The sequence below is a fragment of the Planctobacterium sp. AWM4_229 genome (assembly GCF_056160305.1).
On sequence record NZ_JBSWWX010000003.1, the window covers coordinates 585,477 to 607,884 of the forward strand.

At 44.9% G+C, this 22,408-nt stretch carries 23 protein-coding genes and 1 pseudogene; 14 read left to right on the plus strand and 10 right to left on the minus strand.

Going from position 1 to position 22,408, the window contains the following annotated elements; all coding sequences use genetic code 11:
- Positions 1-7: 7 nt before the first annotated feature.
- Positions 8-1,423 carry a 30S ribosomal protein S12 methylthiotransferase RimO gene (gene rimO, locus ACXAGP_RS09165; RefSeq protein ID WP_475260907.1) on the minus strand — a complete coding sequence of 472 codons (1,416 nt, stop codon included), beginning with the start codon at positions 1,421-1,423 and terminating at the stop codon, positions 8-10.
- Between the two features lie 168 nt (positions 1,424-1,591).
- Positions 1,592-2,608: a hypothetical protein gene (locus ACXAGP_RS09170; RefSeq protein WP_475260908.1), complete on the minus strand. Its 1,017-nt coding sequence runs from the start codon at positions 2,606-2,608 to the stop codon at positions 1,592-1,594.
- Positions 2,609-2,815: 207 nt separating this feature from the next.
- Between ACXAGP_RS09170 and ACXAGP_RS09175 the strand changes: the two genes are divergently transcribed.
- The 6 genes from ACXAGP_RS09175 (at position 2,816) to ACXAGP_RS09200 (ending at position 8,629) form a co-directional block, all read left to right on the plus strand.
- The gene (locus tag ACXAGP_RS09175; protein WP_475260909.1) at positions 2,816-3,187 is read left to right on the plus strand and encodes a VOC family protein; all 372 of its coding nucleotides are present in this window, start codon (positions 2,816-2,818) and stop codon (positions 3,185-3,187) included.
- A 270-nt stretch (positions 3,188-3,457) separates the two neighbouring features.
- Positions 3,458-4,645, plus strand: a complete 1,188-nt coding sequence (locus ACXAGP_RS09180) for a thiamine pyrophosphate-dependent dehydrogenase E1 component subunit alpha (RefSeq protein WP_475260910.1) — start codon at positions 3,458-3,460, stop codon at positions 4,643-4,645.
- Positions 4,645-5,622 carry an alpha-ketoacid dehydrogenase subunit beta gene (locus tag ACXAGP_RS09185; RefSeq protein WP_475260912.1) on the plus strand — a complete coding sequence of 326 codons (978 nt, stop codon included), beginning with the start codon at positions 4,645-4,647 and terminating at the stop codon, positions 5,620-5,622. Before ACXAGP_RS09180 ends, ACXAGP_RS09185 begins: the two co-directional genes overlap by 1 nt.
- A 13-nt stretch (positions 5,623-5,635) precedes the next feature.
- Positions 5,636-7,222, plus strand: a complete 1,587-nt coding sequence (locus ACXAGP_RS09190) for a dihydrolipoyllysine-residue acetyltransferase (RefSeq protein ID WP_475260913.1) — start codon at positions 5,636-5,638, stop codon at positions 7,220-7,222.
- 399 nt (positions 7,223-7,621) lie between these two features.
- The gene (locus tag ACXAGP_RS09195; protein ID WP_475260914.1) at positions 7,622-8,158 is read left to right on the plus strand and encodes a hypothetical protein; all 537 of its coding nucleotides are present in this window, start codon (positions 7,622-7,624) and stop codon (positions 8,156-8,158) included.
- A gap of 123 nt (positions 8,159-8,281) precedes the next feature.
- Positions 8,282-8,629: a hypothetical protein gene (locus tag ACXAGP_RS09200; protein ID WP_475260915.1), complete on the plus strand. Its 348-nt coding sequence runs from the start codon at positions 8,282-8,284 to the stop codon at positions 8,627-8,629.
- A 300-nt stretch (positions 8,630-8,929) separates the two neighbouring features.
- Here ACXAGP_RS09200 and ACXAGP_RS09205 read toward each other — a convergent pair.
- Positions 8,930-9,985: pseudogene (locus ACXAGP_RS09205) on the minus strand (transposase).
- A 202-nt stretch (positions 9,986-10,187) separates the two neighbouring features.
- On the opposite strand from ACXAGP_RS09205, the gene ACXAGP_RS09210 reads away from it, so the two are divergent.
- From ACXAGP_RS09210 to ACXAGP_RS09220, 3 genes are all read left to right on the plus strand, one after another.
- A complete protein-coding gene (locus ACXAGP_RS09210) occupies positions 10,188-10,451 on the plus strand; it encodes a BrnT family toxin (RefSeq protein WP_475260916.1) in 264 nt (87 codons plus the stop codon).
- Positions 10,441-10,686 (plus strand): type II toxin-antitoxin system BrnA family antitoxin, encoded by a 246-nt coding sequence (gene brnA, locus ACXAGP_RS09215; RefSeq protein ID WP_475260917.1) that lies wholly within the window; start codon positions 10,441-10,443, stop codon positions 10,684-10,686. Before ACXAGP_RS09210 ends, brnA begins: the two co-directional genes overlap by 11 nt.
- Positions 10,687-10,786: 100 nt before the next feature.
- Positions 10,787-11,152 (plus strand): MmcQ/YjbR family DNA-binding protein, encoded by a 366-nt coding sequence (locus ACXAGP_RS09220; protein ID WP_475260918.1) that lies wholly within the window; start codon positions 10,787-10,789, stop codon positions 11,150-11,152.
- Positions 11,153-11,221: 69 nt separating this feature from the next.
- Here ACXAGP_RS09220 and ACXAGP_RS09225 read toward each other — a convergent pair whose 3' ends face one another.
- Positions 11,222-11,749, minus strand: coding sequence for an Hcp family type VI secretion system effector (locus tag ACXAGP_RS09225; RefSeq protein ID WP_475260919.1), 528 nt, complete (start codon positions 11,747-11,749; stop codon positions 11,222-11,224).
- Positions 11,750-11,931: 182 nt separating this feature from the next.
- On the opposite strand from ACXAGP_RS09225, the gene ACXAGP_RS09230 reads away from it, so the two are divergent.
- From ACXAGP_RS09230 to ACXAGP_RS09240, 3 genes are all read left to right on the plus strand, one after another.
- Positions 11,932-12,726: a phytanoyl-CoA dioxygenase family protein gene (locus ACXAGP_RS09230; RefSeq protein ID WP_475260920.1), complete on the plus strand. Its 795-nt coding sequence runs from the start codon at positions 11,932-11,934 to the stop codon at positions 12,724-12,726.
- Between the two features lie 9 nt (positions 12,727-12,735).
- Positions 12,736-13,164 carry a GFA family protein gene (locus ACXAGP_RS09235; protein WP_475260921.1) on the plus strand — a complete coding sequence of 143 codons (429 nt, stop codon included), beginning with the start codon at positions 12,736-12,738 and terminating at the stop codon, positions 13,162-13,164.
- 109 nt (positions 13,165-13,273) lie between these two features.
- Positions 13,274-13,681 (plus strand): GFA family protein, encoded by a 408-nt coding sequence (locus ACXAGP_RS09240; RefSeq protein ID WP_475260922.1) that lies wholly within the window; start codon positions 13,274-13,276, stop codon positions 13,679-13,681.
- Positions 13,682-13,700: 19 nt separating this feature from the next.
- On the opposite strand, the gene ACXAGP_RS09245 is transcribed toward ACXAGP_RS09240, so the two are convergent.
- The 3 genes from ACXAGP_RS09245 to ACXAGP_RS09255 all read right to left on the minus strand — a co-directional run bounded on the left by ACXAGP_RS09245 (position 13,701) and on the right by ACXAGP_RS09255 (position 17,570).
- Positions 13,701-14,813, minus strand: a complete 1,113-nt coding sequence (locus ACXAGP_RS09245) for a PepSY-associated TM helix domain-containing protein (protein ID WP_475260923.1) — start codon at positions 14,811-14,813, stop codon at positions 13,701-13,703.
- Positions 14,814-14,857: 44 nt separating this feature from the next.
- Entirely contained in the window at positions 14,858-16,984 is a 2,127-nt protein-coding gene (locus tag ACXAGP_RS09250; protein ID WP_475260925.1) for a TonB-dependent siderophore receptor, read from the minus strand.
- A gap of 136 nt (positions 16,985-17,120) precedes the next feature.
- Positions 17,121-17,570, minus strand: a complete 450-nt coding sequence (locus ACXAGP_RS09255) for a hypothetical protein (RefSeq protein ID WP_475260927.1) — start codon at positions 17,568-17,570, stop codon at positions 17,121-17,123.
- A gap of 100 nt (positions 17,571-17,670) precedes the next feature.
- Between ACXAGP_RS09255 and ACXAGP_RS09260 the strand changes: the two genes are divergently transcribed.
- Positions 17,671-19,098 carry a YjiH family protein gene (locus ACXAGP_RS09260; RefSeq protein WP_475260928.1) on the plus strand — a complete coding sequence of 476 codons (1,428 nt, stop codon included), beginning with the start codon at positions 17,671-17,673 and terminating at the stop codon, positions 19,096-19,098.
- Positions 19,099-19,167: 69 nt separating this feature from the next.
- Here ACXAGP_RS09260 and ACXAGP_RS09265 read toward each other — a convergent pair whose 3' ends face one another.
- The 3 genes from ACXAGP_RS09265 to ACXAGP_RS09275 form a co-directional block, all read right to left on the minus strand.
- Positions 19,168-20,013, minus strand: coding sequence for a LysR family transcriptional regulator (locus ACXAGP_RS09265; RefSeq protein ID WP_475260929.1), 846 nt, complete (start codon positions 20,011-20,013; stop codon positions 19,168-19,170).
- A 318-nt stretch (positions 20,014-20,331) separates the two neighbouring features.
- Positions 20,332-20,604 carry a hypothetical protein gene (locus ACXAGP_RS09270; RefSeq protein ID WP_475260930.1) on the minus strand — a complete coding sequence of 91 codons (273 nt, stop codon included), beginning with the start codon at positions 20,602-20,604 and terminating at the stop codon, positions 20,332-20,334.
- 16 nt (positions 20,605-20,620) lie between these two features.
- Entirely contained in the window at positions 20,621-20,779 is a 159-nt protein-coding gene (locus ACXAGP_RS09275) for a hypothetical protein (RefSeq protein WP_475260931.1), read from the minus strand.
- Positions 20,780-20,950: 171 nt separating this feature from the next.
- Here ACXAGP_RS09275 and ACXAGP_RS09280 point away from each other — a divergent pair, with 171 nt between their 5' ends.
- Entirely contained in the window at positions 20,951-22,405 is a 1,455-nt protein-coding gene (locus tag ACXAGP_RS09280; RefSeq protein WP_475260932.1) for a RimK family protein, read from the plus strand.
- Positions 22,406-22,408 lie beyond the last annotated feature (3 nt).

Genomic DNA, 22,408 nt, shown 5'->3' on the forward strand with positions numbered 1-22,408 from the left:
GTGTAAATTATTCTTCTACGCGACTGCCCCAGAGATCGTATTCATCGGCGTGTTCAATGAGCACATCAACAAAATCGCCAGGTTGCACTGATGTATCACCGTTTAGATACACCACACCATCGATTTCTGGCGCATCGGCATAAGTTCGGCCAATCGCACCTTCTTCATCTACTTCATCAATCAGTACTTGCATGATCAAACCTACACGCTGTTGCAGGCGATCAGCACTGATCTTTTGCTGTTTCAGCATGAAGCGTTCGTAGCGGTCTTGTTTAGTGGCTTCATCAACCGGATCGGGCAGGTCGTTGGCGACTGCACCTTCCACTTCTGAATATTTAAAACAGCCCACTCGGTCTAATTGTGCCTCGTCCAGGAAGTCCAATAATTCCTGGAATTCTTCTTCTGTCTCACCGGGAAAACCAACGATAAAGGTGGAGCGGATCACTAGCTCCGGACAGATTTCACGCCACTTTTTGATACGCTCTAAAGTGCGCTCAGCAGCAGCCGGGCGTTTCATTAACTTCAAGATGCGTTTGTTGGCGTGCTGAAAGGGAATATCCAGATAGGGTAGGACTTTGCCTTGCGCCATCAACGGAATAACCTTATCAACAGAAGGATAGGGGTAAACGTAGTGTAAACGCACCCAAACGCCCATGTGACCTAACTGTTCAGCGAGTTCTGTCATACCGGTTTTAACCGGCATGCCATCCCAAAAACCCGTTTTGTTTTTTACATCCACACCATAAGCACTAGTATCTTGAGAGATAACCAATAGCTCTTTTACCCCGGCGTTACTTAACCGTTCGGCTTCGCTCAACACCTCACCCACAGGACGACTGACCAGGTCGCCGCGCATTGAAGGAATGATGCAGAAAGTACACCTGTGATTACAGCCTTCAGATATCTTAAGGTAGGCATAATGACGCGGAGTGAGTTTGACACCTTGCTCCGGGATCAAATCTTCAAAAGGATTATGAGTGGGTTTAGGCAGGTTGTCGTGTACCTGTTCTACCACAGTTTCGTAGGCATGAGGACCAGTGATGGCCAACACATTAGGGTGAACTTCCCGAATTTCATCCTCTTTAACACCCAAACAGCCAGTTACTATTACCTTGCCGTTTTCTGCTAAGGCTTCACCGATGGTATCCAAAGACTCCTGCACCGCAGAATCAATAAAACCGCAGGTGTTAACGATGACCAAATCAGCGTCGTTGTATGTGGGGACGACATCGTAACCTTCAGTGCGAAGTTGCGTCAGAATGCGCTCTGAGTCCACTAGGTTTTTGGGACAGCCCAAAGAAACAAACCCAACACGTGCATTACCACCTTCAATAACTGTGCTCTCTTGAGATTGCTGTTCGATCACCTTTTTAGGGGTGTCCATGGTGGTGGTTTGTGTCGGATCAAATTGTTTTACGGTCATACTCTGCCTTTGGTCTTAAGGGATTTGAGGGAAGTTTAGTTAAAAAGCGGGCGATTATACAGGAAAGTAAAGTAAATGGCCTAGTCAAAATCCATTATTCAGGCAACAATGGACAGGCAATAAAAAAGCGGCTTTTAGCCGCTTTTTTCAAACTATTTTCGCATCCGCTTAGAGTGTCACTCTTACAATCATTGCTTTGCCGTTAGCTGAGCTGCCATTGATGAGGTATTTGCTGTCGCCCAGGTCGGTGACACTGTAAACATCCTCCAGCAAGTTTTTCTTTTGGTATTCGATTAAGTCAAACTGCGATAGTTCAGGGTCCGTTGCTTTGTCTGACGAGTTTCTCGTAGGCTGTGTATCACTGAGCATTTGCACCTGTATTGAGCCCGTTTTAGAACTGCCACTGGTTAATCGGCTGGCGCTTTTATTGTTACATTTGCCTTTGTTGATATCGCAACTTGGTGCGATTTGCCACATCATACCGAATTTGTGCCCTCGTCTGATTTTGGCGCCGCTACTGAAAGTGACGGTTTCATCTAATTTAGCGTAACCTACAATTAATCTGCCGTCGGCACTAACCGCCGAGGCTCTGTAGCGCCAATGTCCGCCGTCACCTGCCATACTCATAGTACGATTTCCCGCTTTATAAGGAGGTAACTGACCATTGCCTGTGTCAATGTCGAATTTAACCGGGCTGAAATTGCCATCCACCATTTCGAAAACGTGGATAGAAGATAGGTCATCGCCCCAAGTCCAGCCATTGGCAATGAGCAAATCAGCTTGCACGCCGGCATGATCATATTTAGCCAGTATTGTACTGTCGTAGTAACTGCCTCTGTGCATTTGAAATTGGCGCCAGGGGCTGTCTTCATCGATTGAGTGTAGTGGTGTGAAGCGGTTTTCAAATTGACAGGTACCATTGAGAGCAAAATCAGTTAAGTCCAATGTGGTGGTAATGGTACCGTGACGAACATGCTCTATGCCATTGCTGTCAATCAGCGTGAATGGGTCGTCTTTGTCGCTCCTGGCAAATACCTTGGCAATACCAGTTACACTATCACCGCTTTTATAAACAGCATTGATGGAGCCTTTATAATCCATGGTACAGGTTTCAATCGTAGCAGCTTGCGAGCTAGCTGTGGCTAAACCCAACAAGGAGATTAAAGTCGCAATTGTATTTTTCATATCTTTTCCTCGTGTACTTGCTGGGAAGCGTTTCAACCAGCAACAATCGATAAACGTTGTATGTGGCGAAATTTAAAGGCTTTTTTACCCGAGGAACATGGTTGTTTTGCGGAATTAGACTAAAGTTGTAAAAGGCTAATACTTTAGTTGTAGAGCGATATAAAACGACTCAAGTTTTGCGGATGACAAATACGAGGAGCATAACTTATGAAACTAGGCGCATTTTCAGTCAGCCTGAATGTAAAAGACATTAAAAAATCGCTGGCGTTTTATCAGGCGTTGGGGTTTGAAGAAGTCGGCGGCAACATCGAGCACGGTTATCTTATACTCAAAAATGACTCCAGTACCCTTGGCTTGTTCCAGGGTATGTTTGACAAGAATATGCTCACTTATAACCCTGGTTGGGCTCAAGATTGCTCAACATTGCCTGAATATCAAGATGTGCGAGAAATACAAAGCAAGCTGAGAGAAAAAGGTCTGGAGCTGTTGGATACCGTTGATGAGGACAGTTCTGGCCCTGGTAGCATTATGATTGTTGATCCCGATGGCAATCCTATTCTGATTGACCAGCATATCTAGATTTATCCAAATTTCTGGCATAAAGGCAAAATAGCTGCATGTTTGTTGGCAACATGTAGCCGACTTTTAACAAAATTGTAAATACTAGGATGAATATCCTAATTGTTTTGTTTGTATAGGGTAAAAACTTATTGCCCTGGCAAATTTCTCCTGAAAATCGCAACACGTTTTTAAGCGAACACGACTACACTTATTGCCACAAAATAACGCTGGTCCGTTTGAAATTGCCCTACCAATTTGTCAATCGGACACTCACCAGAAGGCGATAAGATGAAAACCAGAAACCACCTTTCACATGTTGGAACTGTGAACGAAGTGAATATCATCAGCAATGGCTTGATTGATATTCCGATGTTACAGATCCTCGCTCAAGATGGCACAGTGCACAAAGAAGCTGTAGAGCCAGAACTTGATCAGGAAACCGCGCTTAAAATCTACACCACGATGCAGTTTACCCGCGTATTGGATGAACGCATGGTGGCCGCACAGCGCCAGGGCCGAATTAGTTTTTATCTGGCCTCCACCGGTGAAGAAGCCGCCTCTGTTGCCAGTGCTGCGGCCCTTGAATCACAAGATATGATCATGTCGCAATATCGCGAGCAAGGCTCTTTAGCCTATCGTGGCTACACCACTGAGCAGTTCATGAATCAGATGTTCAGTAATGAAAAAGAGCCCAATAAAGGCCGTCAGATGCCTATTCACTACGGTGCTAAAGAACTGAACTTTATGACTATCTCATCGCCGCTGGGCACACAAATCCCTCAGGCTGCGGGTTATGCCTACGGTCAAAAGATGTCGGGTCAGCCAGCGGTTACCATCTGTTATTTTGGTGAAGGTGCCGCTTCTGAAGGGGATTTTCACGCCGGGGTAAACATGGCGGCGGTATTAAACTGTCCGGTTATCTTCTTCTGTCGTAATAATGGTTATGCCATCTCTACACCGGCTGAAGAGCAGTTTGCTGGTGATGGTATCGCCTCTCGCGGTATCGGGTATGGTGTTAAAACCATCCGGGTTGATGGTAACGATGTTTTAGCAATTTACGCTGCCACTCAAAAAGCGCGCGAAATTGCGCTGGCAGAAAATTGCCCGGTTTTAATTGAAGCCATGACTTATCGTTTAGCGGCTCACTCAACCTCTGACGACCCTACGGGTTACCGCTCAAAAGAAGAAGAAGCTAAATGGCAAGAGCGCGATCCGATTGCCCGCATGGCAACCTGGTTGGTATCCAAAGGTTGGTTAGACGAAGAAGCTAACAAAAAAGAAGTAGAGCAGATGCGTCAGGAAGTATTGCAAGAGCTGAAGCGCGTTGAACAGGTGCCCATCTGTAAAGTAGACGAGCTGGTAACGGACGTTTATGCCGAAGTACCGCCAATCTTGCAGCAGCAGCTTAGCGACCTTAAAGCACACATCAAAAAGTATCCTGAAGCTTATCCGAAAACCGCAGGGAGAATCGACTAATGGCTAAGATGAATATACTACAGGCAGTGAACAATGCACTGCACATCGCCATGGAAGACAATGAAAAAGTCATGGTATTCGGTGAAGATGTGGGTCACTTCGGTGGGGTTTTCCGTGCCACCAGTAACCTGCAGGAAAAATTCGGTCGTGACCGCGTATTCAATACGCCGTTGGTAGAGCAAGGTATCATTGGCTTTGCCAATGGTTTGGCTTCACAAGGCTCAGTGCCAGTAGCAGAAATCCAATTTGGTGATTACATCTTCCCTGCGTTCGACCAGATTGTAAACGAGACGGCAAAATTCCGTTATCGCTCTGGTGGTCAGTTTTCGGTTGGCAGTTTAACCATTCGTACGCCTTACGGCGGTGGTATCGCCGGTGGTCATTATCATTCGCAATCGCCAGAAGCCTTTTTCGCTCATTGTCCGGGTATCAAGATTGTGATCCCACGTAACCCTTATCAGGCCAAAGGCTTGTTATTAGCGTCGATTCGCGATGACAATCCGGTGTTGTTCATGGAGCCTAAGCGTTTATATCGTGCTTCTGTGGGCGAAGTACCAGAAGAAGATTATCAATTGCCACTAGGTAAAGCGGAAATCGTGAAAGAAGGTAGCGATATCACACTGCTTGCCTGGGGCGCTCAGATGGAAATCATCGAAAAGGCTGCTGAAATGGCAGAAAAAGATGGCGTTTCCAGCGAAATCATCGATTTGCGTAGCATTCAGCCTTGGGATGCCGACACGGTTTGCCAGTCGGTTGAAAAAACCGGGCGTTTGTTGATCAGCCACGAAGCGCCACTGACTGGTGGTTTTGCCGCTGAAATTGCATCCACCGTGCAAGAGCGCTGTTTCCTGAACCTGGAATCACCGATTGCTCGTGTTTGTGGTTTGGATACACCGTATCCGCTGGCACACGAAAAAGAATATATGCCAGACCACTTAAAAACCTACGAAGCAATCCTGCGTACAATGCACTTTTAAGCGGGGAATAACCATGACGACAGAATTTATTTTACCTGATATCGGCGAAGGCATTGTAGAGTGCGAGCTACTAGAGTGGCTGGTACAAGAAGGGGATCGCATCGCTGAAGATCAACCCGTTGCAGAAGTCATGACCGATAAAGCAGTAGTGCAAATCCCGGCCATGCATGATGGTGTTGTGGAAAAACTGCACTATCAAAAAGGGGACATTGCCAAGGTGCATGAGCCACTGTTTGCCATGCGCGTAGACGGTAATGCTGCCAGCACAGAGCAAACCGCTGAAAATCCAACGACTGAGACTAACGCGCAGACACAAGAAACCGCTCCGGCAGCTAATGGCGGTGCCATTATCGACTTTATTCTGCCTGACATTGGTGAAGGTATTGTTGAGTGTGAATTGGTCGAATGGTTAGTGGCTGAAGGAGATGTGGTAGCAGAAGATCAGCCTGTAGCTGATGTGATGACTGATAAAGCCCTGGTGCAAATTCCTGCCAAAGATGCTGGTACCGTCGTTAAGCTGTATTACGCTAAAGGTGAAATTGCAAAAGTACATGAGCCACTGTACGCCATTCAGGCTAAAGGCAGTGCGGCACCTGCGGCTGTTAAAGCCGAAACTGCAGCGCCTGCCACAACAGCGAGTGCGCCTCATAATAATTCTCTTCAAAATAATGCGCCTGTAAATGAGGCCCCTGTGCCTCAAGGCAAAGCCCTGGCAAGCCCGGCGGTGCGTCGTTTAGCTCGTGAAGCCAACATCGATATCGCCAAAGTGCCTGGTACTGGTAAAAAAGGCCGGGTGATGAAGGAAGATATCAAAGCCTTCTTGGCTGGCGATACTGCTAGTACAGGGTCCACACAAAAAGCTGCGCCGGTGGCTAACGCTGCGCCTGTTTCCGGTGGTACCCGTGTTGAGCCCATTCGCGGCGTAAAGGCTGCGATGGCCAAACAAATGACCGACTCGGTATTTACCATTCCGCACTTCAGCGTAAGCGAAGAAATCGAAATGGATGCCTTGATTGCATTGCGTCAACAGCTCAAGCCGCAGTTTGAAAAGCAAGAAGTGAAACTCACTTTTATGCCCATCTTCATTAAGGCAATGTCGATGGCACTTAAGCAGTTCCCAATCATCAATGCGCAAGTGAATGACGATTGCACTGAAGTCACCTACTTTGACGATCACAACATTGGCATGGCGGTAGATTCCAAGATTGGCTTGTTAGTGCCTAATATTAAACAGGTACAAAACAAATCTTTGTTTGAAGTTGCCCAAGAGGTGAATCGCATCGTAGAGCAAGCCAGAGCAGGGCGTTTAGGTCAGGATGATTTGAAAGGCGGCACCATCAGTATCTCCAACATTGGGGTACTTGGCGGCACGACTGCCACGCCAGTAATCAATAAACCTGAATCAGCCATTGTGGCGCTGGGTAAGATGCAACGTTTACCACGCTTTGATGAAAACGATAATGTTAAGGCTGTGAACATAATGACGGTTAGCTGGTCTGGCGACCACCGCATTATTGATGGTGCCACCATGGTACGCTTTAACAATCTGTGGAAATCCTACCTGGAAAATCCTTATCTGTTGTTAGCTGAGATGAAGTAGTTCGTCTTTAAAAACCATTATTGAATGATTTAAATCCCCGCAATCGCGGGGATTTTTTTGTGGGTGATTACCTAGTCATACTGTTATAAGTGGACCTAAGGGAAGTTTACGAATAAGTCTCGTTTTCGTACAACTCAATATTGTCTCTCTCTTTCATAATAGTAAGTTAAGTTGTTGATATTGTTGTATTCGTTTTGCATGGATTGAATGAGGCCAAGTCTCGTTAATACCAAGTTCTCGCTTTCTCCAACCTGAAATTTCACATTAGTGTTGGAAAGTGCTCCTAATTTGGTATGCTGGGTAAATATTTGGGCGTCGTGTGAGAGTCAGGACAAGTTACTTCGGACTTATACGAAATGCTCGTTAATTTATTGTTATGTTGCTTAATGGAGATAGGCATTGATTTCAGATTCTGTACCTTGGAAACAAGAGTGTTTAAAAATCGCTACAAAACTAGAGAAAAGATATGATCAGAAAAAATGGTCTGAACGATCTTTGTTCACTTTGGAAAAAGAAGTCTTCTTAGGCTTGTTTGCTCTGCGAAAATTAATGGAGTCAAACAAAGTAACTGACTCTGTAAAAAATAGAAAAGTTGAATTAGCTATCTATCCTGCTAACGACAAGCCAATTACATTGTTAAATCAGCATAAATTTCCAGAACTATATGATCTCTATGCCGGGCAAAAAGAGGCTGTTAGTTATTCGGATATATGTAATCAATTTATACATAGTTCTATATTTGCTCCGTTTGTTCCAACAGGTACTTCACTCGTCGGCTTTTACATCGCATCAGATTGGGCTAAAAAGAAAAAACTGTATTATGTTCAACTAAAAGTTTTAGTCGAAATGCTAGAAACAGTAGGGAATAATTACCCTATACGCATTGAACTTACTTTTAATGAAAAAGCTAAAGATTATAAAGTTAGTTCTGCGTAATCAGCAACATAACAAGCTATTAAACAAGGACACAAAACAGTTGGTTTTGCTCCTTCGTCGCTTATTTTAACCAACTGTTTTTTTGCCTGTTAATAGGGCGTTAGAACAGAAGAGGTGTATTTCATGAAGAAAATCATATATGGATTATTATTAGCTGCGCCTTCCTATGTTAGTGCTGAGCTTAAGCAGTGTGATTCGGTAAAGATTACACAGGTATTAACAGGGCCTAAGTTTGGCGCGATGATGAGAATTAGCGACGAAAGTTGTTTCGGGCGTGGCGGCTTGATCTGTCTTGACCCCAACGCCGAGGTAATGACGCAGCAAGAAAGCGACCGAGCATATTCGATGGCGTTAGCATTTTACATGTCGGGGAAAAAGGTTAACGTTCAAGTCGATACATCTAAAACGGCCCAAGCATGTTCTGGCGGGTATCCTATGTTAAATGATTTTAGAAATAGCATTGGTAATTAGTTCTAACAAGGTAAATCAAACCGGACAAATACTCGCTGGCTGGCCTCGTGCCTCGGCAAATATAGCCATCAACTAAAAAAGGACATCCATCTTAAACTTGGTGTGTCCCAGTTTTAGTGACTTTATTTATAGTTTGCAAATAGCGGAGCCGAACGGCTAAAAAAAGCGCTTTTTTGAACTGGATTTTGCGCTTTTAATGAACTCTTTTGGTTTGCATGAAATGCAAAAGATTGGAGGCCAGCACGACAGAGCCTTACCAGGTGGCAATTCTGCTAAGTATTGATTGTTAGATGATTAGAGTCAGCCAAATAATCGTATAGAGGTGTTTTTATCTCTGAGTCGTTTCAGTTTGTGTCTGTGGCGATATGCCTCAAGATAGGGCACACTGCCAGCAGCATGACTAAAACTGGCCTCAAATTGCGTAGTCAGTTCCTGCCATTGCTCAGGTTTGAGGTTGAGGCGTTGCAATATCGCAGGTATTGATTCTGCAATAGCGCCGCGTTTGCCGGGCAAGATTGCTCTGCCTGTGATATCTACCAGCTCCAGATAATCGGATAAATGAAAAGGTAAGCCGTGGGGCATATCCTCTTTGATATTTCCGGCAAAAGGTAAGAGGTACTTGGGTGTTTTACCTGTTTTGGCTGCATTGATGCGGTACTGAATACTTGTATGGTCGGACTGTTCTGGTGTTTTAGCCATTCCTGCCCGGACGGGATTTAAATCTACATAGGCCATACAGGCGGTTAACGCAGCTTCATCTAATAGTGCCTGAGATTTGAATCTGCCTTCCCACAAATTTTTCAGGAAAAAATTTGAACAGCTTCAGCTGGCCCGAAGGGTGAGCGCCAGGGATGGCGGCGAGTAAAAACGGCCAGTGCACTTATCTTCTTTATTTGCCTCTCTGGCAATGTATTCATTCAGGCAGCGCATAAACCAGCTTATATCCGTTAATCGTTGTCGCCAGATAGTGGCGGTTTCTTTAACTGCTATAAGTTGAGATTCATACATCTGTTTTCGTTGTTGTGGATTCAGATATTGGTGACTCAGTAATGTGCCATTACACAGCTGATGCCAGCGTCGAATCACTTCTTCAGTATCCCAACTATCTGATAACTCTTTGTGTATATGTAATATCAGATGGGTATGATTGCTCATGACCGCATAGGCGCAGACATCGATGGCAAAAACCTGGGACAGGAAATGAATACGGTCTTCAACCCACTGGCGACGATGCTCATAATTCATCCCGGTTTGTTTATCTTCTCCACACAAGAAAGCTCGCCGCACACAGCGGGAAACACAGTGATAATAGGGTGTATCTTCGAGGCTGATTTGTGCCATCCTGGCTTTTGGCATGTGACTCTTCCTGAGCTAGATTAATTGAGCTTCCATTTTTCACAAATCAGTGAGTTTGGAAACTGTACTGAAGTATAGTTGTGATGGCTGTCCATGTAGCTTTGTTGTGATGGCTGTCCATGTAGCTTTATGTAGCTTTGTGTCTAGCTGCCCATGAATTTTATTACTTGTAGTATGAGTAAAAAGAGTATAGTTTTTACTCATGCAGCAATATGAATTTGATCAAACTAAAAGTGATTCCAATCTTGTGAAACATGGAATCGACTTTATCGAAGCCCAAAAGCTTTGGAACGATCCCATGCTTTTAGAGATTCCTGCAAACACAGTTGATGAACCAAGATTTATTATTATCGGTCTTATTGGCAACAAACACTGGACAGCGGTCATCACTTATAGAAAGAAAAGTATTCGAATAATTTCTGTCCGACGTGCCAGAAAATCAGAGGTGGCAATATATGAAAGCTAAAGATTTTGAAGACAAATTCGAGAAAGATGAAGAAATACTTCAACACCTGGATATATCTAAAGTCAGGCGTCCTTTGCAAAAGCAGAAGCGAATTAACGTCGACATTCCTGAATGGATGATTGATTCTTTAGACAAAGAAGCTGGCCGTGTAGGTGTTACTCGCCAATCTATAATAAAGATTTGGTTGGCAGAGAGGCTAGAACAATCACAGTCTTTTGAGCGAACAGGTAGCTAACAAGGCAAATTAATCCGGACAAATACTCGCTGGCTCCCCCTCATTCTTCGAGTATCATAGCTAGCAAGTATTTGCCATTTTACGACGTTAAAGTAAACAAATGAACTACGATAATTTTAACGCTTTTTGCCAGTCGCTTCCTGCAACAACACATGTTGTTCAGTGGGGAGGCTCTGATGTGTGGAAGGTGGGTGGTAAAGTGTTTGCCATTGGAGGATGGGAAAAAACAGGGAAAGCGGCATTTACCTTTAAGACGTCGGAACAGAATTATTACTTTCTGCAAGAAAAGACCGGATATCGTCCTGCACCTTACCTTGCTTCCAGGGGCATGAAGTGGATTCAGCTTTACGATGCCAGTACCGTAGATGATGAGGAAATTACTTACTACTTATCGGAGTCTCACCGGATTGTTTCTTTGGGGCTTACCAAGAAAAAGCAAAAAGAGCTGGGACTTAATCAAGATTAGTCTTTGAATTTAAAACAATTTTTATTTACGGTTAGCAGTTCCAATATTGATTCTGGTTGCACAATTGACCTAAGTCTCACTCCAGAAGAACACAAAATTACCCACGGTTCTGGCCTGGCTATCTTGTTCGGATGTGGTCCATTCGATATCAGTGAAGTTGAGGGTAAGTTGCTCTGTGGCCATGTCGTTGGCGTGAGATTGGGTTTGGATAGAGCTGATCATGCAGTTATAAAGCTTGATGGTGACAATATTGCCAATCAACGCGCCACCATCTCCGTCCATATTGGCATTACGGCATAAATACAAGGTAGTCGGTTCGTTACCATCGTCGATAGGAGTGGCTGACAACATGTGTTTGTATAGCAGCGGCGATGATTTATCGATGTACTTTACTGCGGTAATATCTTCCATATCCGGGCGGCCTGAGGTGCGCGCTGAGTTGGATACATCGGTGGTCATTTGCTGTTTAAAGCCATAGCCCAAAGAAACCAGTTCAATACAACCGGATAAATCCTCGCCAGACTCAGTCAGTTCGCCATCAATCATGCTGGCACCTGAAAGCTCTTCCAGTCCGGGTTTTAAGAGTACTAAATCCAAAGGGTTGTCCTGACCATATCACCATAACTGACTAAAAATAGAAAATATTTCCGCCCTTGTAAATTACTTAAGCACATAATTCATAAAAGATAATAAAAGCGCGCTGATTTTCAAACCAGGTGCAACTGGTTTAGTATCGACATTCATCTTCTGAAAGTGACCGCTATGGATAAAGATACGCTATGGATAAAGATAAACTGCAGGACATGGAGAAAAACGGCTATTGCCTGTTACCGCGATTTTACAGGCCTGCTGAATTGCAGGAACTGCACCAGGTTGTAAGCACTTTTCATAAAAACTGGATTGCAGATAATTGTGACTTTTATCAACAGCGCGCCATCAATTCCGCTTACCTGACAGGTAAAAAGTATTTGGATGAACGACAACGGACAACGCTGTTTCAGTTTATTGCTTCTCATAAATTGATGGACTTGGTAACCGCAGTTTTAGGGGATGATGTTTGTTTCATGAATACCCAACTGTTTTTCGACCCCGTACAGAGCGAGCAGAAAAATTATTGGCATCGAGATCCTCAATATCATTTAACCATAGAGCAACAAAAAGAAGCACTTTCGGGACCTCGGGTGATTCATGTGCGCATCCCTTTAATAAAAGAACGCGGTCTGGAGCTGGTACCGGGTAGCCACCATCAATGGGATACAGAAGTAGAATTACAAGTCCGCCTGGAGCAAGACGGCCATAAAAACCATGAGGATTTAACTTCCGGGCTTGCAGTGCCTCTGGACGTGGGAGATGTATTGGTTTTCAGCGCCAATATGATCCACCGAGGATTGTATGGCAATGATCGTCTGGCATTGGATGTCCTGTTTTGCGACCCCATCCCTGAACTGTTGCAGTTTGTAGATGCAAGCTGTCTTCCTGAAGAGGGTATATTAAATAAACTGCATAATGGCCGGGCGTTTAGTAATACCCTGAAAATCAAAGCCAGAATCAATCAGCATCAAAACGGACATTGAGGAGAATCCATGACAACAGAGAGCAATGACAGGGTCCATGCTGCTGGTTCTTGTAACTGTGGTGCGGTTAAATTTGAGGTGACTCAGGCGCTGGATTCTGTGTTTATGTGTCATTGTTCTATCTGCCGAAAATCAACCGGCAGTAGCGGTATTGCCGTAACGGTTGTGCCTGGCGAGGCGATCAAGATCACTCAAGGAGAGGCTCATATCACCCAGTGGCGAAAACCTGGTCATGATTGGTTGACTAACTTTTGCAATTGCTGCGGCTCTCCGCTTCCGGGAGAAAATGATGCACAACATCAATATATTCCTGTGGGTTTGTTAGACAGTGGTGCCGAGCAGTTGCAGGTTAAACATCACTTGTTTACCGACTCAAAAGCGCCATGGGAGCACATAAGCGGCCCAGGTAAGATCCATCCTGAAGAATACAAGCCCTGATTTATTGTGAATACGAATTAATAGGTTGCAGTGTTTTCGTTATAACTTGTTGTTTTAAAGTGATTAAGCTTTAGAATCAGGTTTTTTTGAAATGACTCAAGGAAGGTATATGTATCAAGGTTCTTGTTTGTGTGGTGGGATCAAAATCGAACTCACCGGAAGTATCAGCGACATCATTCATTGTCATTGCTCTTTGTGCCGTAAAAACAGTGGTACGGCTTATGCCACCAACGGCTTTATTCAGAGCGATGAGCTAAAGGTGCTTGACCCGGAAAATTTATTGGGATTTTACGAGGTTAAACCCGGTAAAAAACGCCATTTTTGCAGCCGCTGTGCTTCTCCGATATTTAGTTCCAATGCACAAAATCCACAGCGATTGCGTTTGCGTTTAGGTATTCTCGATTCTGATATCAGTGAAAGGCCCGGATCCCACAACTTTATGGGCTCTAAAGCTAATTGGGATGAATTAGACGCGGCCATACCGCGTTATGAAGCCTTTGAGCCTGCCAGGAGTTAAACAGGCTCAATCGTTAGGTTTAAACTTGTTGCGGTAGAGTGCTACTAACCCTGAGCTTTTTAGTTTGTTTGCGTTTTCGAAACCAATAAAAATACAGTCCGGTAAGAGCAAGCCATATCGGGCTTAAACCCAAAACACACCAGATAATTTTAGTTGTAAGGCCGCCAAAATAACCAAAGTGTAGTTTGCGAAACGAATCCACAAAGACATGCATAAACCCGGCATCGCGCACATCACTTTTATGCACTAACTCACCTGTATCACGGTGCCAGGTTACGGTACTGGCATATTGGCTGGTTAATGGGTTTGAAGTAGGCACTTCACCGAAAAAGGTAATGTGTCGCTCTTCTTCAAAGGGAAAGACCATATAAGTGGCACGAAAGTCGGGAATTTGCTGCGCACTTTGCTGCCGCATAGCTTCAAAGTTAAGGTGCTTAGCATAGATGGGCTGCTGTAATACCTGATGTTCTTCAGCGCCGTGCTCTATGGTTTCGTGCAACACTTCCGACATATTCCACCAGGCACCAGTAAACGCCAGGATGATCAAAACGGGAGAGGAAGTAATGCCAATAAACTTGTGCACGTCGCTGTAAAATATGCGACTGGCAGCTTTGAAGCGCAGGGTAAATAGCTTTTTCCAAAACTGTCTGTACAGGATCATGCCGCTGATCCCCAAAAACAATAAAAGCAAAGCGAAAACAAAACCCAGCGCAGTGCCTGTTACGCCCAGTAAGAAAGTAAAATGCAAAGACAACAGCCAGTCGGTTAGGTCATGAGTGACGGAAACCGGTTGCGAAAGTGGGGTGTTGTGGTACTGATCGATGTACATCTTAAACCAGTCACCTGAGCTTTTTTCAATCAGATAGGCGGTATCTGAGCGAGATTTATCATCAAATATTTCCCAGCTTCCCAATAAATAATTCGGATGATTTTTTTCCACCTGTGCTATTAAGGTGTCCATGGGTTGGCGTTGGGCATCAGAGGCGACCTGGACCTGCATTTGCGCTGGTCGCAGTAGATTATCAATTTCCACTTTAAATACTAAGATGCTGCCTGTAATGGAGATCAATATCAGTGGAATAAACGCCAAAAGAGCACTCATAGAGTGCCACTTAAACAGTTTTTTACGCATGCTTAACTCCTGTAGTTGGGCACCGTCCCAGGTGCCTTTCATCCTTAAAGTTTGTAGGTCAAGGTGGCTGAGTAGTTAGCTGGCGCACCGTAATAGCCCTGTGCCCAATACAGGCTATTCAGGTATTTCTCATCGGCTACATTGTTAGCGTTAAACGTTACTGCCAGTTGCTCATTAACTTCATAACGCAGCATCAAATCCAGTACACCATAGGCGTCCTGGCGCGTAATAATGGTTTCGCCGGCATTGTCAAAACCGTCTGCGACAACCCCCTGAATACGCGAAATATCATCTTGCCAACGATAATTTGCGCCGATAGTTAAGCCCTCCACTTGCGGTAGGGAATAGGTAGCTGCTACCTTAAATAGCTTTTCAGGAGTATAGGCTTTAACTTGCTCATCACCTTCGATGTCGTAGCTGGTGTAGCCCAGACTGGTCTGCAAACCGGGCAATACTTCTCCGGCGATTTCAAATTCAAAGCCATCAGAGCTTATCCCTTCAACACCAATATAACGCTGCTCTGTTGGTGGCAGGTCAGCCGTTGCCGGGTCGGTTACTGCAACGTTGTTTTGTACGACATCAAACCAGGCAAAACTGGCGATTAGCTTATCGCTGAACAGCTGCGACTTAATACCCAGCTCTTTGCTCTCGCCGGTAATTGGCTTTAAGGGTTGATTGTTGATATCCAGTTCAGTTTGGCCTAAAAAGGTTTCGGTGTAGCTGGCGTAAACCATGGTGTTGTCTGTTACATCGTAAACCAAACCGAGATAGGGGATGAATTCGTCATCGTCGGTGTTTTGTGAGGCTCCGTACGAATCGCCCTTAACCTGCCAATCGTTTTGTCGGCCTCCTAGCAAGGCGGTAAATTGTTCACTTAAGTGCAATCGGGTTGAAAAATAAACGGCGCGCTGTTCCCGCTCAACATCAGAGCCTGTCAGGCCATCGTCGTATACTGGTGCGATGGTATTGCCATTGAGATCTGTAATGCCATCCCAATTCAGCAGGGAAGGCATAGGAGGGAAGCCATTTTCGTAGTCGTACAGTGAGGTTTCCGCAAAATCCATTGTGGAGTGATTGATGCCCACCACAAACTCGTGCTCTTGTCCCCACAGTGAAAAGCCACCGGTTAAAAACATATCAAACAGGTTGTGCTTGTCATCGTTATCGTATTCGCTGGCATAACCCGTCAGGCCTAATCCTGTTTCGCGCTCAGGTGTGCCGTATACGTAAAATAATTCCGTATCTTCATTGGTGGATTTATGGGAATAAGTGGCGCGCAACTGCCAATCATTGGCAAAATAATGCTTTAGCTCCAATACGGTATCGGACTGGCGAATATTCCAATAGGACCAATCGGCAGAGGTATTAATGGCCTGGTCAAAATCTGTGGCTGTGCCGTCAGTATAATAGAGTGGGTTAGCCCCCCATATTACGCTGTCTGTTTGAGAATCATTGATACTGTGGCTCAAAGAAAGCGTGGTGTTCTCACCGATTTGTTGCTGTAAAAACAGGTAGTAAGCGGCTTTGTCTTTGTCGTAGCGGTCCAGATACGACTCATTGCGCTGCTCTACAACAACCGCGCGCGCTGCCAAAGTGTCCGTTAAATGGTAAGTACCATCCAGCTCCAGGCGCTGGCTATTCCAGCTACCCAAGGTTACCGTAGAATCTAGCGAGTTATGCGCACCGGGACGCTTACGAATAAAGTTTACGGTAGCTGAAGGGTTACCAACGCCCGTCATAATGCCGTTAGCACCGCGGATCACTTCAACGCGTTCGTAAATGGCAGTGTCCATTTCACCGTGGTTATTATCTCTGGTCAGTGGCAAGCCAACGCCATCCACCTGGAAATTAGAGATATTAAATCCTCTGGCGGTGTAATAGGTTCGGTCTGTTTCAATGCGCTCTACATGCACCCCTGTGGCGGTATCCAAAACCTGATTAATACTGTTTAGTTGGAAATCATTCACTTGTGCTGCAGTGATTACGGATACCGATTGGGGAATTTCAAGGATAGACAAATCCAATTTTGATGCGCCGCTGGCATCATGGGCACCATAACCTTCGATGTAAGAGCCTTTTACTTCAATAGTTTCAATCGCTGCATCTTCAGCAATTGCGGCAGTTGCAAAGCTAACTGCAATAAAAAGAGGGGATAGAGGTAAACGTTTCATTGTGTGATATCCAAAAGTGTTTTTTAGTTAAAAAACAAGGGAAGCTCCCAAGAGGCGGGCAAGATACCAGTTAATAATAGGAATGTAAATGATAATGATTATCAGTTATGTGTGAGTGTAACTAAAATCAGTAGTTTTATTTCTCCAGGGAATCTACGTAGTTGGCAAATTCCTCTGTATAAAATTGTTTTACCATGGGCCAACAGTCAGCAAAATAGCGGCGTTCCATAGTGGCTAGCATGCGTCTCTTGTAGGCATCCATAACTTGTTGCGAAATTCGACACTCTTTGTGTTTCAGGTAAACCAGTTCGTAAAGCTGAAAGTACCTGCGCACAAACATCTCCAGTCGCCATCTGTCCGCTTGATTAATGGTTAAGCCGTTGTCCAGTTTGTCCAGTATCTCGGGGAGCGGTGAATTAATGTTGTCTTCAAAAAGGTGAATACTGCGTTCCAGCAGAGCCTGAATGGAATTGTTTCGCACTTCTTTGGTGTTTTGCCGGATTTGGTAGCCAAGATAGGCGAGGGTGATCACCACCGCGATGCCACCGACAAAATCACCAAAGTTTCCCAACATTTCAAAATTCATGGTTTTACATCCATGTTATTCAGATATTTTCCAGTGTAGCAAACCAGGCGGCTATTTCACTTATTCACCAAATCCTGCTGGGTATTTCCATAGAAAAAACTTGATTGTTGCGGCATATCTTGGTTTATTGCCATGCGCTACAGCCATTGCCTCTGATTCAAGGGCTGGTCGCGCTATTTTCAGGGAAATAAGGAATAAATTTATCAACATTCGTCGACCCGCACTTTATTTTATTTTCGCTTCGATACTGGGTATTGCCGCACTGTTAGCACCCATTCCACAAGATGGCTCGTTGATTGTGCCTTTGGGCATTGCCAGTAATTTTATTAAAGATCTGGTGGGCAATTACCTTTCAGCCTTTGTGGTATATCTGTGCATTATTTCTTGCGGCGGTTCTTTGCTGTATCAAAAGAAAGGCAAACACATCCAAAACGATAATACCTTTTCCCGTATTTTTCATACCTCGCCAATCTGGTCAATGATCCGTTGGGCTGGTACTTTTATGGCTATCATGGTGTGGTTAGAAATGGGACCAGAATGGCTCTGGCATGGCGACATGGGCGGCCTGGTTCTAAACGATTTACTGGTTAGTGTAATGGTAGCCATTGGGCTAGGTTGCATCATTCTTCCATTTCTTACCGATTTTGGCCTGATGGAGTTTTTAGGCTCTTATGCTGAAAAATGGTTTCGTCGTTTGTTTACCGTACCCGGCAGAAGTGCTGTAGATGCCATTGCTTCCTGGTTAGGTGGCAGTTCGGTGGGCTTGGTGGTTACCGCCAATCAGATGCGCAGTGGTTTTTACACCCAGCGTGAAGCAGCAGTGATTGCCACCAACTTTTCTATTGTTTCTATTACTTTCGCCTTTGTTGTTGTGGATACCATGAATTTGATGGCGCATTTTTATCTGTTTTACGCCACCTTAATTGTATCCGGCGTTGCCTGTGCCATTATCTTGCCGCGTATTCCACCGCTGTCTAAAAAATCCGACACCTGCCTGGCTAAGTATCAAGCATTGGAGCCGGAAATTAACGGGACTACTCACCAAAAAGCGTGGCGCTCGGCAATGCGACGTGCTGAAAAAGCCCCTAAGCTCACTAAAGTGGTAGAAGGCATTGGCCTGAATATACTGGAAATCTGGTTAGGGGTTCTGCCTGCCGCGATGTTTATCGCCACAACAGGTTTATTGTTAGCCGAGTACACACCGATTTCTCAGTGGATAGCGATCCCCTTCGTGTGGGTGCTGGATTTGTTTTCAGTGGCTGATGCTGCGGTTGCGGGTCAGGCCATGGTCATTGGTTTTGCCGATATGTTCTTACCGGCATTAATTGGGGCCGAACTGAGCTCAGAGGCAACACGTTTTATTATCGCTATTCTGGCGGTGGGCCAGTTGATCTTTATGTCGGAAACCGGTGTGGTGATCTTAAAGCTGGGCTTTCCGCTTAAGGTCTTAGATTTGGTGATTTTGTTTATTCTGCGTACGTTAATCATCTTACCTGTCGCAGTCGCCAGTGCGGCATTTTTGCTTTAATTTGAGTTGTTTTGTTTCGTTTTATGGTCGCTCTGACATGGTCGTTTGCTTGTGTCAGAGCCGTTCAATTTACTCGCCAGAAAGATAATTAATCACTTCTTGCATACCGCGTTTGTTGGTATCGCTGAGATAATGAATATAGGTTTTGATCTCTATGGGCACCGTTTCCAGGCGGTGCATGGTACCGCCAAAGCACTCTGCTATTTTGTCTGGTAAAATCAGACTACCGCCATTGCGCGCAAAATAGGATAAAGCCACCTGTATTGAGCCCGTTCTGAAATTCGCCCGGCGCACTTTAGGGTACTGTTTTTCGATGGCTTCGGAGGATTTTACCCCCCAGTCGATATGGATATATTGCTCCAGTGCGTCTTCCACACTTTGGCTTTTATCGCTGTATAGGGCCAGTGATGAGGTGAGGATACAATCGCTCACCACGTCATCGGATTTAATGGGCTCCAGGCTAAACGCCAAATCGATAAGTCGTTCGTGCAGCAAGCGCACCATTGATTCGTTATTAATAACTTCAGCGCGTACCGTCAAATCCGAAAACTGATTTTGGATATCCGGTAGCTCATCTTGTAGAAATAACTCCCAGGCGTTGGGTGTGCCGGAGATCACAATGTGTTGAATTTCGGCATCATTTAAGGAGCGTCTGGCTTCGCCTAAGGTATGACTGAGATTTTCAGCAAATGGTAACAGCTTTTCACCTGCCGGGGTAAGCTTGATACTGTTGCGCTGACGAATAAATAGCGCGGTATTGAAGTATTCTTCCAGCTGTTTAATACGGGCGCTAACGGCCGATTGGGTTAAATATAAGTTTTCTGCCGCTTTGCCAAAATGGCGTGTGCGGGCGACTTCAATAAAGGTGTTTAAAAAGCGTATATCCATTGCATCAAACATCTCAAACCTTTTCATGTGTTGATACCTCGGATCGCCTGGAATTACAAGTTGAACAAAACAAATGGGTGTCAAAGACGCCCATTTCTGTTTAAAACAAATTAATGCAGACTATTTTTTCGGCAGTTTTTGAATGGGCGCGTAGCCCTCTGCTTCCAGCTCTGTATTCACGCACTCCAGCAACCAGGCTGATATACCCAAACCACCCCAAGATGCCTGCTTCAGAGCCATCACAGCGCTTTCAGTACAAGGCGCACTTGAGAAGGAATGTCGGCTACCTTTCAAACAAGTGCAACACAGTAATGGAAGCGCTGTGAAGCTCCCGAAGGGCGGGGCCTAAAAGAATTTATGCGGCGTGAAATTGTTTCGACGTGAGAACAACCATGCCATCTCCAATTTACTTTGCCTAAATCCTTTTATTCTCCCGCTGAAGTCGAGTAGCTTGAGGTAGTTTGGGTATAATAATGCGCTGCCAATTTGTTCGTCGGCTGCCATGTCTTTGCAGTAGTCGATCACTTCGCTGATTAAATCTTTAGGGGCTTTTTCGGTTTCGTTGGCATTGGCTTGCACAGCGATTAACGAGGCCAGTAACAAGGTTTTTATTTTCATTTTGCTTACCAATCAGTTAATTCTTTTCTTTGCGCATTTTACGAATTTTGGAACGACCATCTTTGCTTCTGATACGCGACAGACTTCTGTCCAACATATACAGGTTTGTGCTGTTTTTGCGTGCCCACTGATCGTTATCGTCAGTTGCGTCGAAAGTCATTTTTGAAGTTGCCATTTGCCTCTCTGGTAAATTGTTGACGGGGAAATGTTGCGCTTTATTTAAACAATTGAAAAACGAATTAATTTGTTCGTGACGATAAAAAAATGTCGTTTTTGTTTGTTTTTCAAACCCTGTAAAAAGCCGGGGTTAAACACTTTTCTAATCTATACAGGTAAAACTAATCTAATGGCCAAAACCATTGTCGTTGCTGATGACACTGCGCAATTACCCACGCTGGAAGCCACTGTCGTGGATTTCGCTCAATACCTCTCGGAATACCCCAAAATTAATGAGGGTAAAACTCGGGTGATTAACTTGTGCAATACCGAAGCCTATTTGAGCCAGGGTTATCACTGTTCACTGTTGGCGGAAGCCAGACAACATCAGGTGATGCCATCGGTCAGCACCATTAACGACCTGGCTTATGTTGATAATAAAGCCGGCAGGGTGGTGTTAACCTTACCGCGCGGCTTAATTAAACCCCAAGAAGTCATTACAGATAAGCCTGTGATGGTGTACTTCGGGTGGTGCGAGCAAGAGTCTGCCAGCCGTTTAGCCAGCTATTTATTCGTTAAATTTCCAAGTCCAATTTTACGCGTATTATTAGATGAAAAAGACGGGCAGTGGCAGGTGATAGTGCAGGACGTGTATTTTCAGAATCTGAGTCAGTGCCAACAACAACTGTTTTTTAAGCAGCTTGATGTGTTTACCCGCAAAGTATGGCGCAGTCAGAATCGCAAAAAATACCGCTGGGACATGGCTATTTTGGTTAACCCGGAAGAAAGAACGCCACCCAGCGACAAAGTGGCATTGAATAAGTTTGTCAGGGCGGCAGAACAGCACGGTATTCGCGCTGAATTGGTTACCCATGAGCAAATTGATTTGTTAAACCGATACGATGCGTTATTTATCCGGGAAACCACGGCGATTCAGAATCATACCTATGCCTTGTCTCGCCGGGCTGAGCAGGAAGGTTTGGTGGTGATGGACGATCCGACTTCCATATTGCGTTGTTGCAACAAGGTGTTCTTGCAAGATGCTTTTAGCTACAACAAAGTTCCGGCTCCGAAAACCCAATTTGTAACGCGTTTTACGTCAGACACTATTGGCCAGTTGGAGCAAACTTTTGCTTATCCAATGGTGCTTAAATTGCCCGAAAGCTCTTTTTCTTTGGGAGTGTTTAAGGCCAAAGATCGCAGCGCATTGGAAGAGTATCTGGTTAAGCTATTAAAAGAATCGGCGCTGGTGTTGGTTCAGGAATACCTTTACACCGAATTTGACTGGCGCATTGGCGTGTTAAATGGCCGGGCTTTGTACGCGTGTCGCTATCACATGGCACGCAATCATTGGCAGATATACAATCATGGCGCAAAACGCACCACTTCGGGTGGTTTTGATACTATGCCCACCTTTGAAGTGCCTAAAGTTGTGCTGGATGCCGCCATTAAAGCCTGTAGCTTTATCGGTAACAGCCTTTACGGCGTGGATCTAAAACAAATCGAAGACAAAGTGTATGTTATCGAAGTTAACGATAACCCCAGTATCGAAAGCAAAGTGGAAGATAAGTATTTAGGTGACGAGCTGTACATGCAAATTATGCAGGAATTCGCCCACCGACTCGAAGCCCGCGGTAAAGAGTAACAA

Coding starts and splice junctions, on each gene's coding strand:
- rimO (WP_475260907.1), bottom strand. CDS start 1,423: ATGACCGTAAAACAATTTGATCCGACACAAACCACCACCATGGACACC.
- ACXAGP_RS09170 (WP_475260908.1), bottom strand. CDS start 2,608: ATGAAAAATACAATTGCGACTTTAATCTCCTTGTTGGGTTTAGCCACA.
- ACXAGP_RS09175 (WP_475260909.1), top strand. CDS start 2,816: ATGAAACTAGGCGCATTTTCAGTCAGCCTGAATGTAAAAGACATTAAA.
- ACXAGP_RS09180 (WP_475260910.1), top strand. CDS start 3,458: ATGAAAACCAGAAACCACCTTTCACATGTTGGAACTGTGAACGAAGTG.
- ACXAGP_RS09185 (WP_475260912.1), top strand. CDS start 4,645: ATGGCTAAGATGAATATACTACAGGCAGTGAACAATGCACTGCACATC.
- ACXAGP_RS09190 (WP_475260913.1), top strand. CDS start 5,636: ATGACGACAGAATTTATTTTACCTGATATCGGCGAAGGCATTGTAGAG.
- ACXAGP_RS09200 (WP_475260915.1), top strand. CDS start 8,282: ATGAAGAAAATCATATATGGATTATTATTAGCTGCGCCTTCCTATGTT.
- ACXAGP_RS09210 (WP_475260916.1), top strand. CDS start 10,188: ATGCAGCAATATGAATTTGATCAAACTAAAAGTGATTCCAATCTTGTG.
- brnA (WP_475260917.1), top strand. CDS start 10,441: ATGAAAGCTAAAGATTTTGAAGACAAATTCGAGAAAGATGAAGAAATA.
- ACXAGP_RS09220 (WP_475260918.1), top strand. CDS start 10,787: ATGAACTACGATAATTTTAACGCTTTTTGCCAGTCGCTTCCTGCAACA.
- ACXAGP_RS09230 (WP_475260920.1), top strand. CDS start 11,932: ATGGATAAAGATAAACTGCAGGACATGGAGAAAAACGGCTATTGCCTG.
- ACXAGP_RS09235 (WP_475260921.1), top strand. CDS start 12,736: ATGACAACAGAGAGCAATGACAGGGTCCATGCTGCTGGTTCTTGTAAC.
- ACXAGP_RS09240 (WP_475260922.1), top strand. CDS start 13,274: ATGTATCAAGGTTCTTGTTTGTGTGGTGGGATCAAAATCGAACTCACC.
- ACXAGP_RS09245 (WP_475260923.1), bottom strand. CDS start 14,813: ATGCGTAAAAAACTGTTTAAGTGGCACTCTATGAGTGCTCTTTTGGCG.
- ACXAGP_RS09250 (WP_475260925.1), bottom strand. CDS start 16,984: ATGAAACGTTTACCTCTATCCCCTCTTTTTATTGCAGTTAGCTTTGCA.
- ACXAGP_RS09255 (WP_475260927.1), bottom strand. CDS start 17,570: ATGAATTTTGAAATGTTGGGAAACTTTGGTGATTTTGTCGGTGGCATC.
- ACXAGP_RS09265 (WP_475260929.1), bottom strand. CDS start 20,013: ATGAAAAGGTTTGAGATGTTTGATGCAATGGATATACGCTTTTTAAAC.
- ACXAGP_RS09270 (WP_475260930.1), bottom strand. CDS start 20,604: ATGAAAATAAAAACCTTGTTACTGGCCTCGTTAATCGCTGTGCAAGCC.
- ACXAGP_RS09275 (WP_475260931.1), bottom strand. CDS start 20,779: ATGGCAACTTCAAAAATGACTTTCGACGCAACTGACGATAACGATCAG.
- ACXAGP_RS09280 (WP_475260932.1), top strand. CDS start 20,951: ATGGCCAAAACCATTGTCGTTGCTGATGACACTGCGCAATTACCCACG.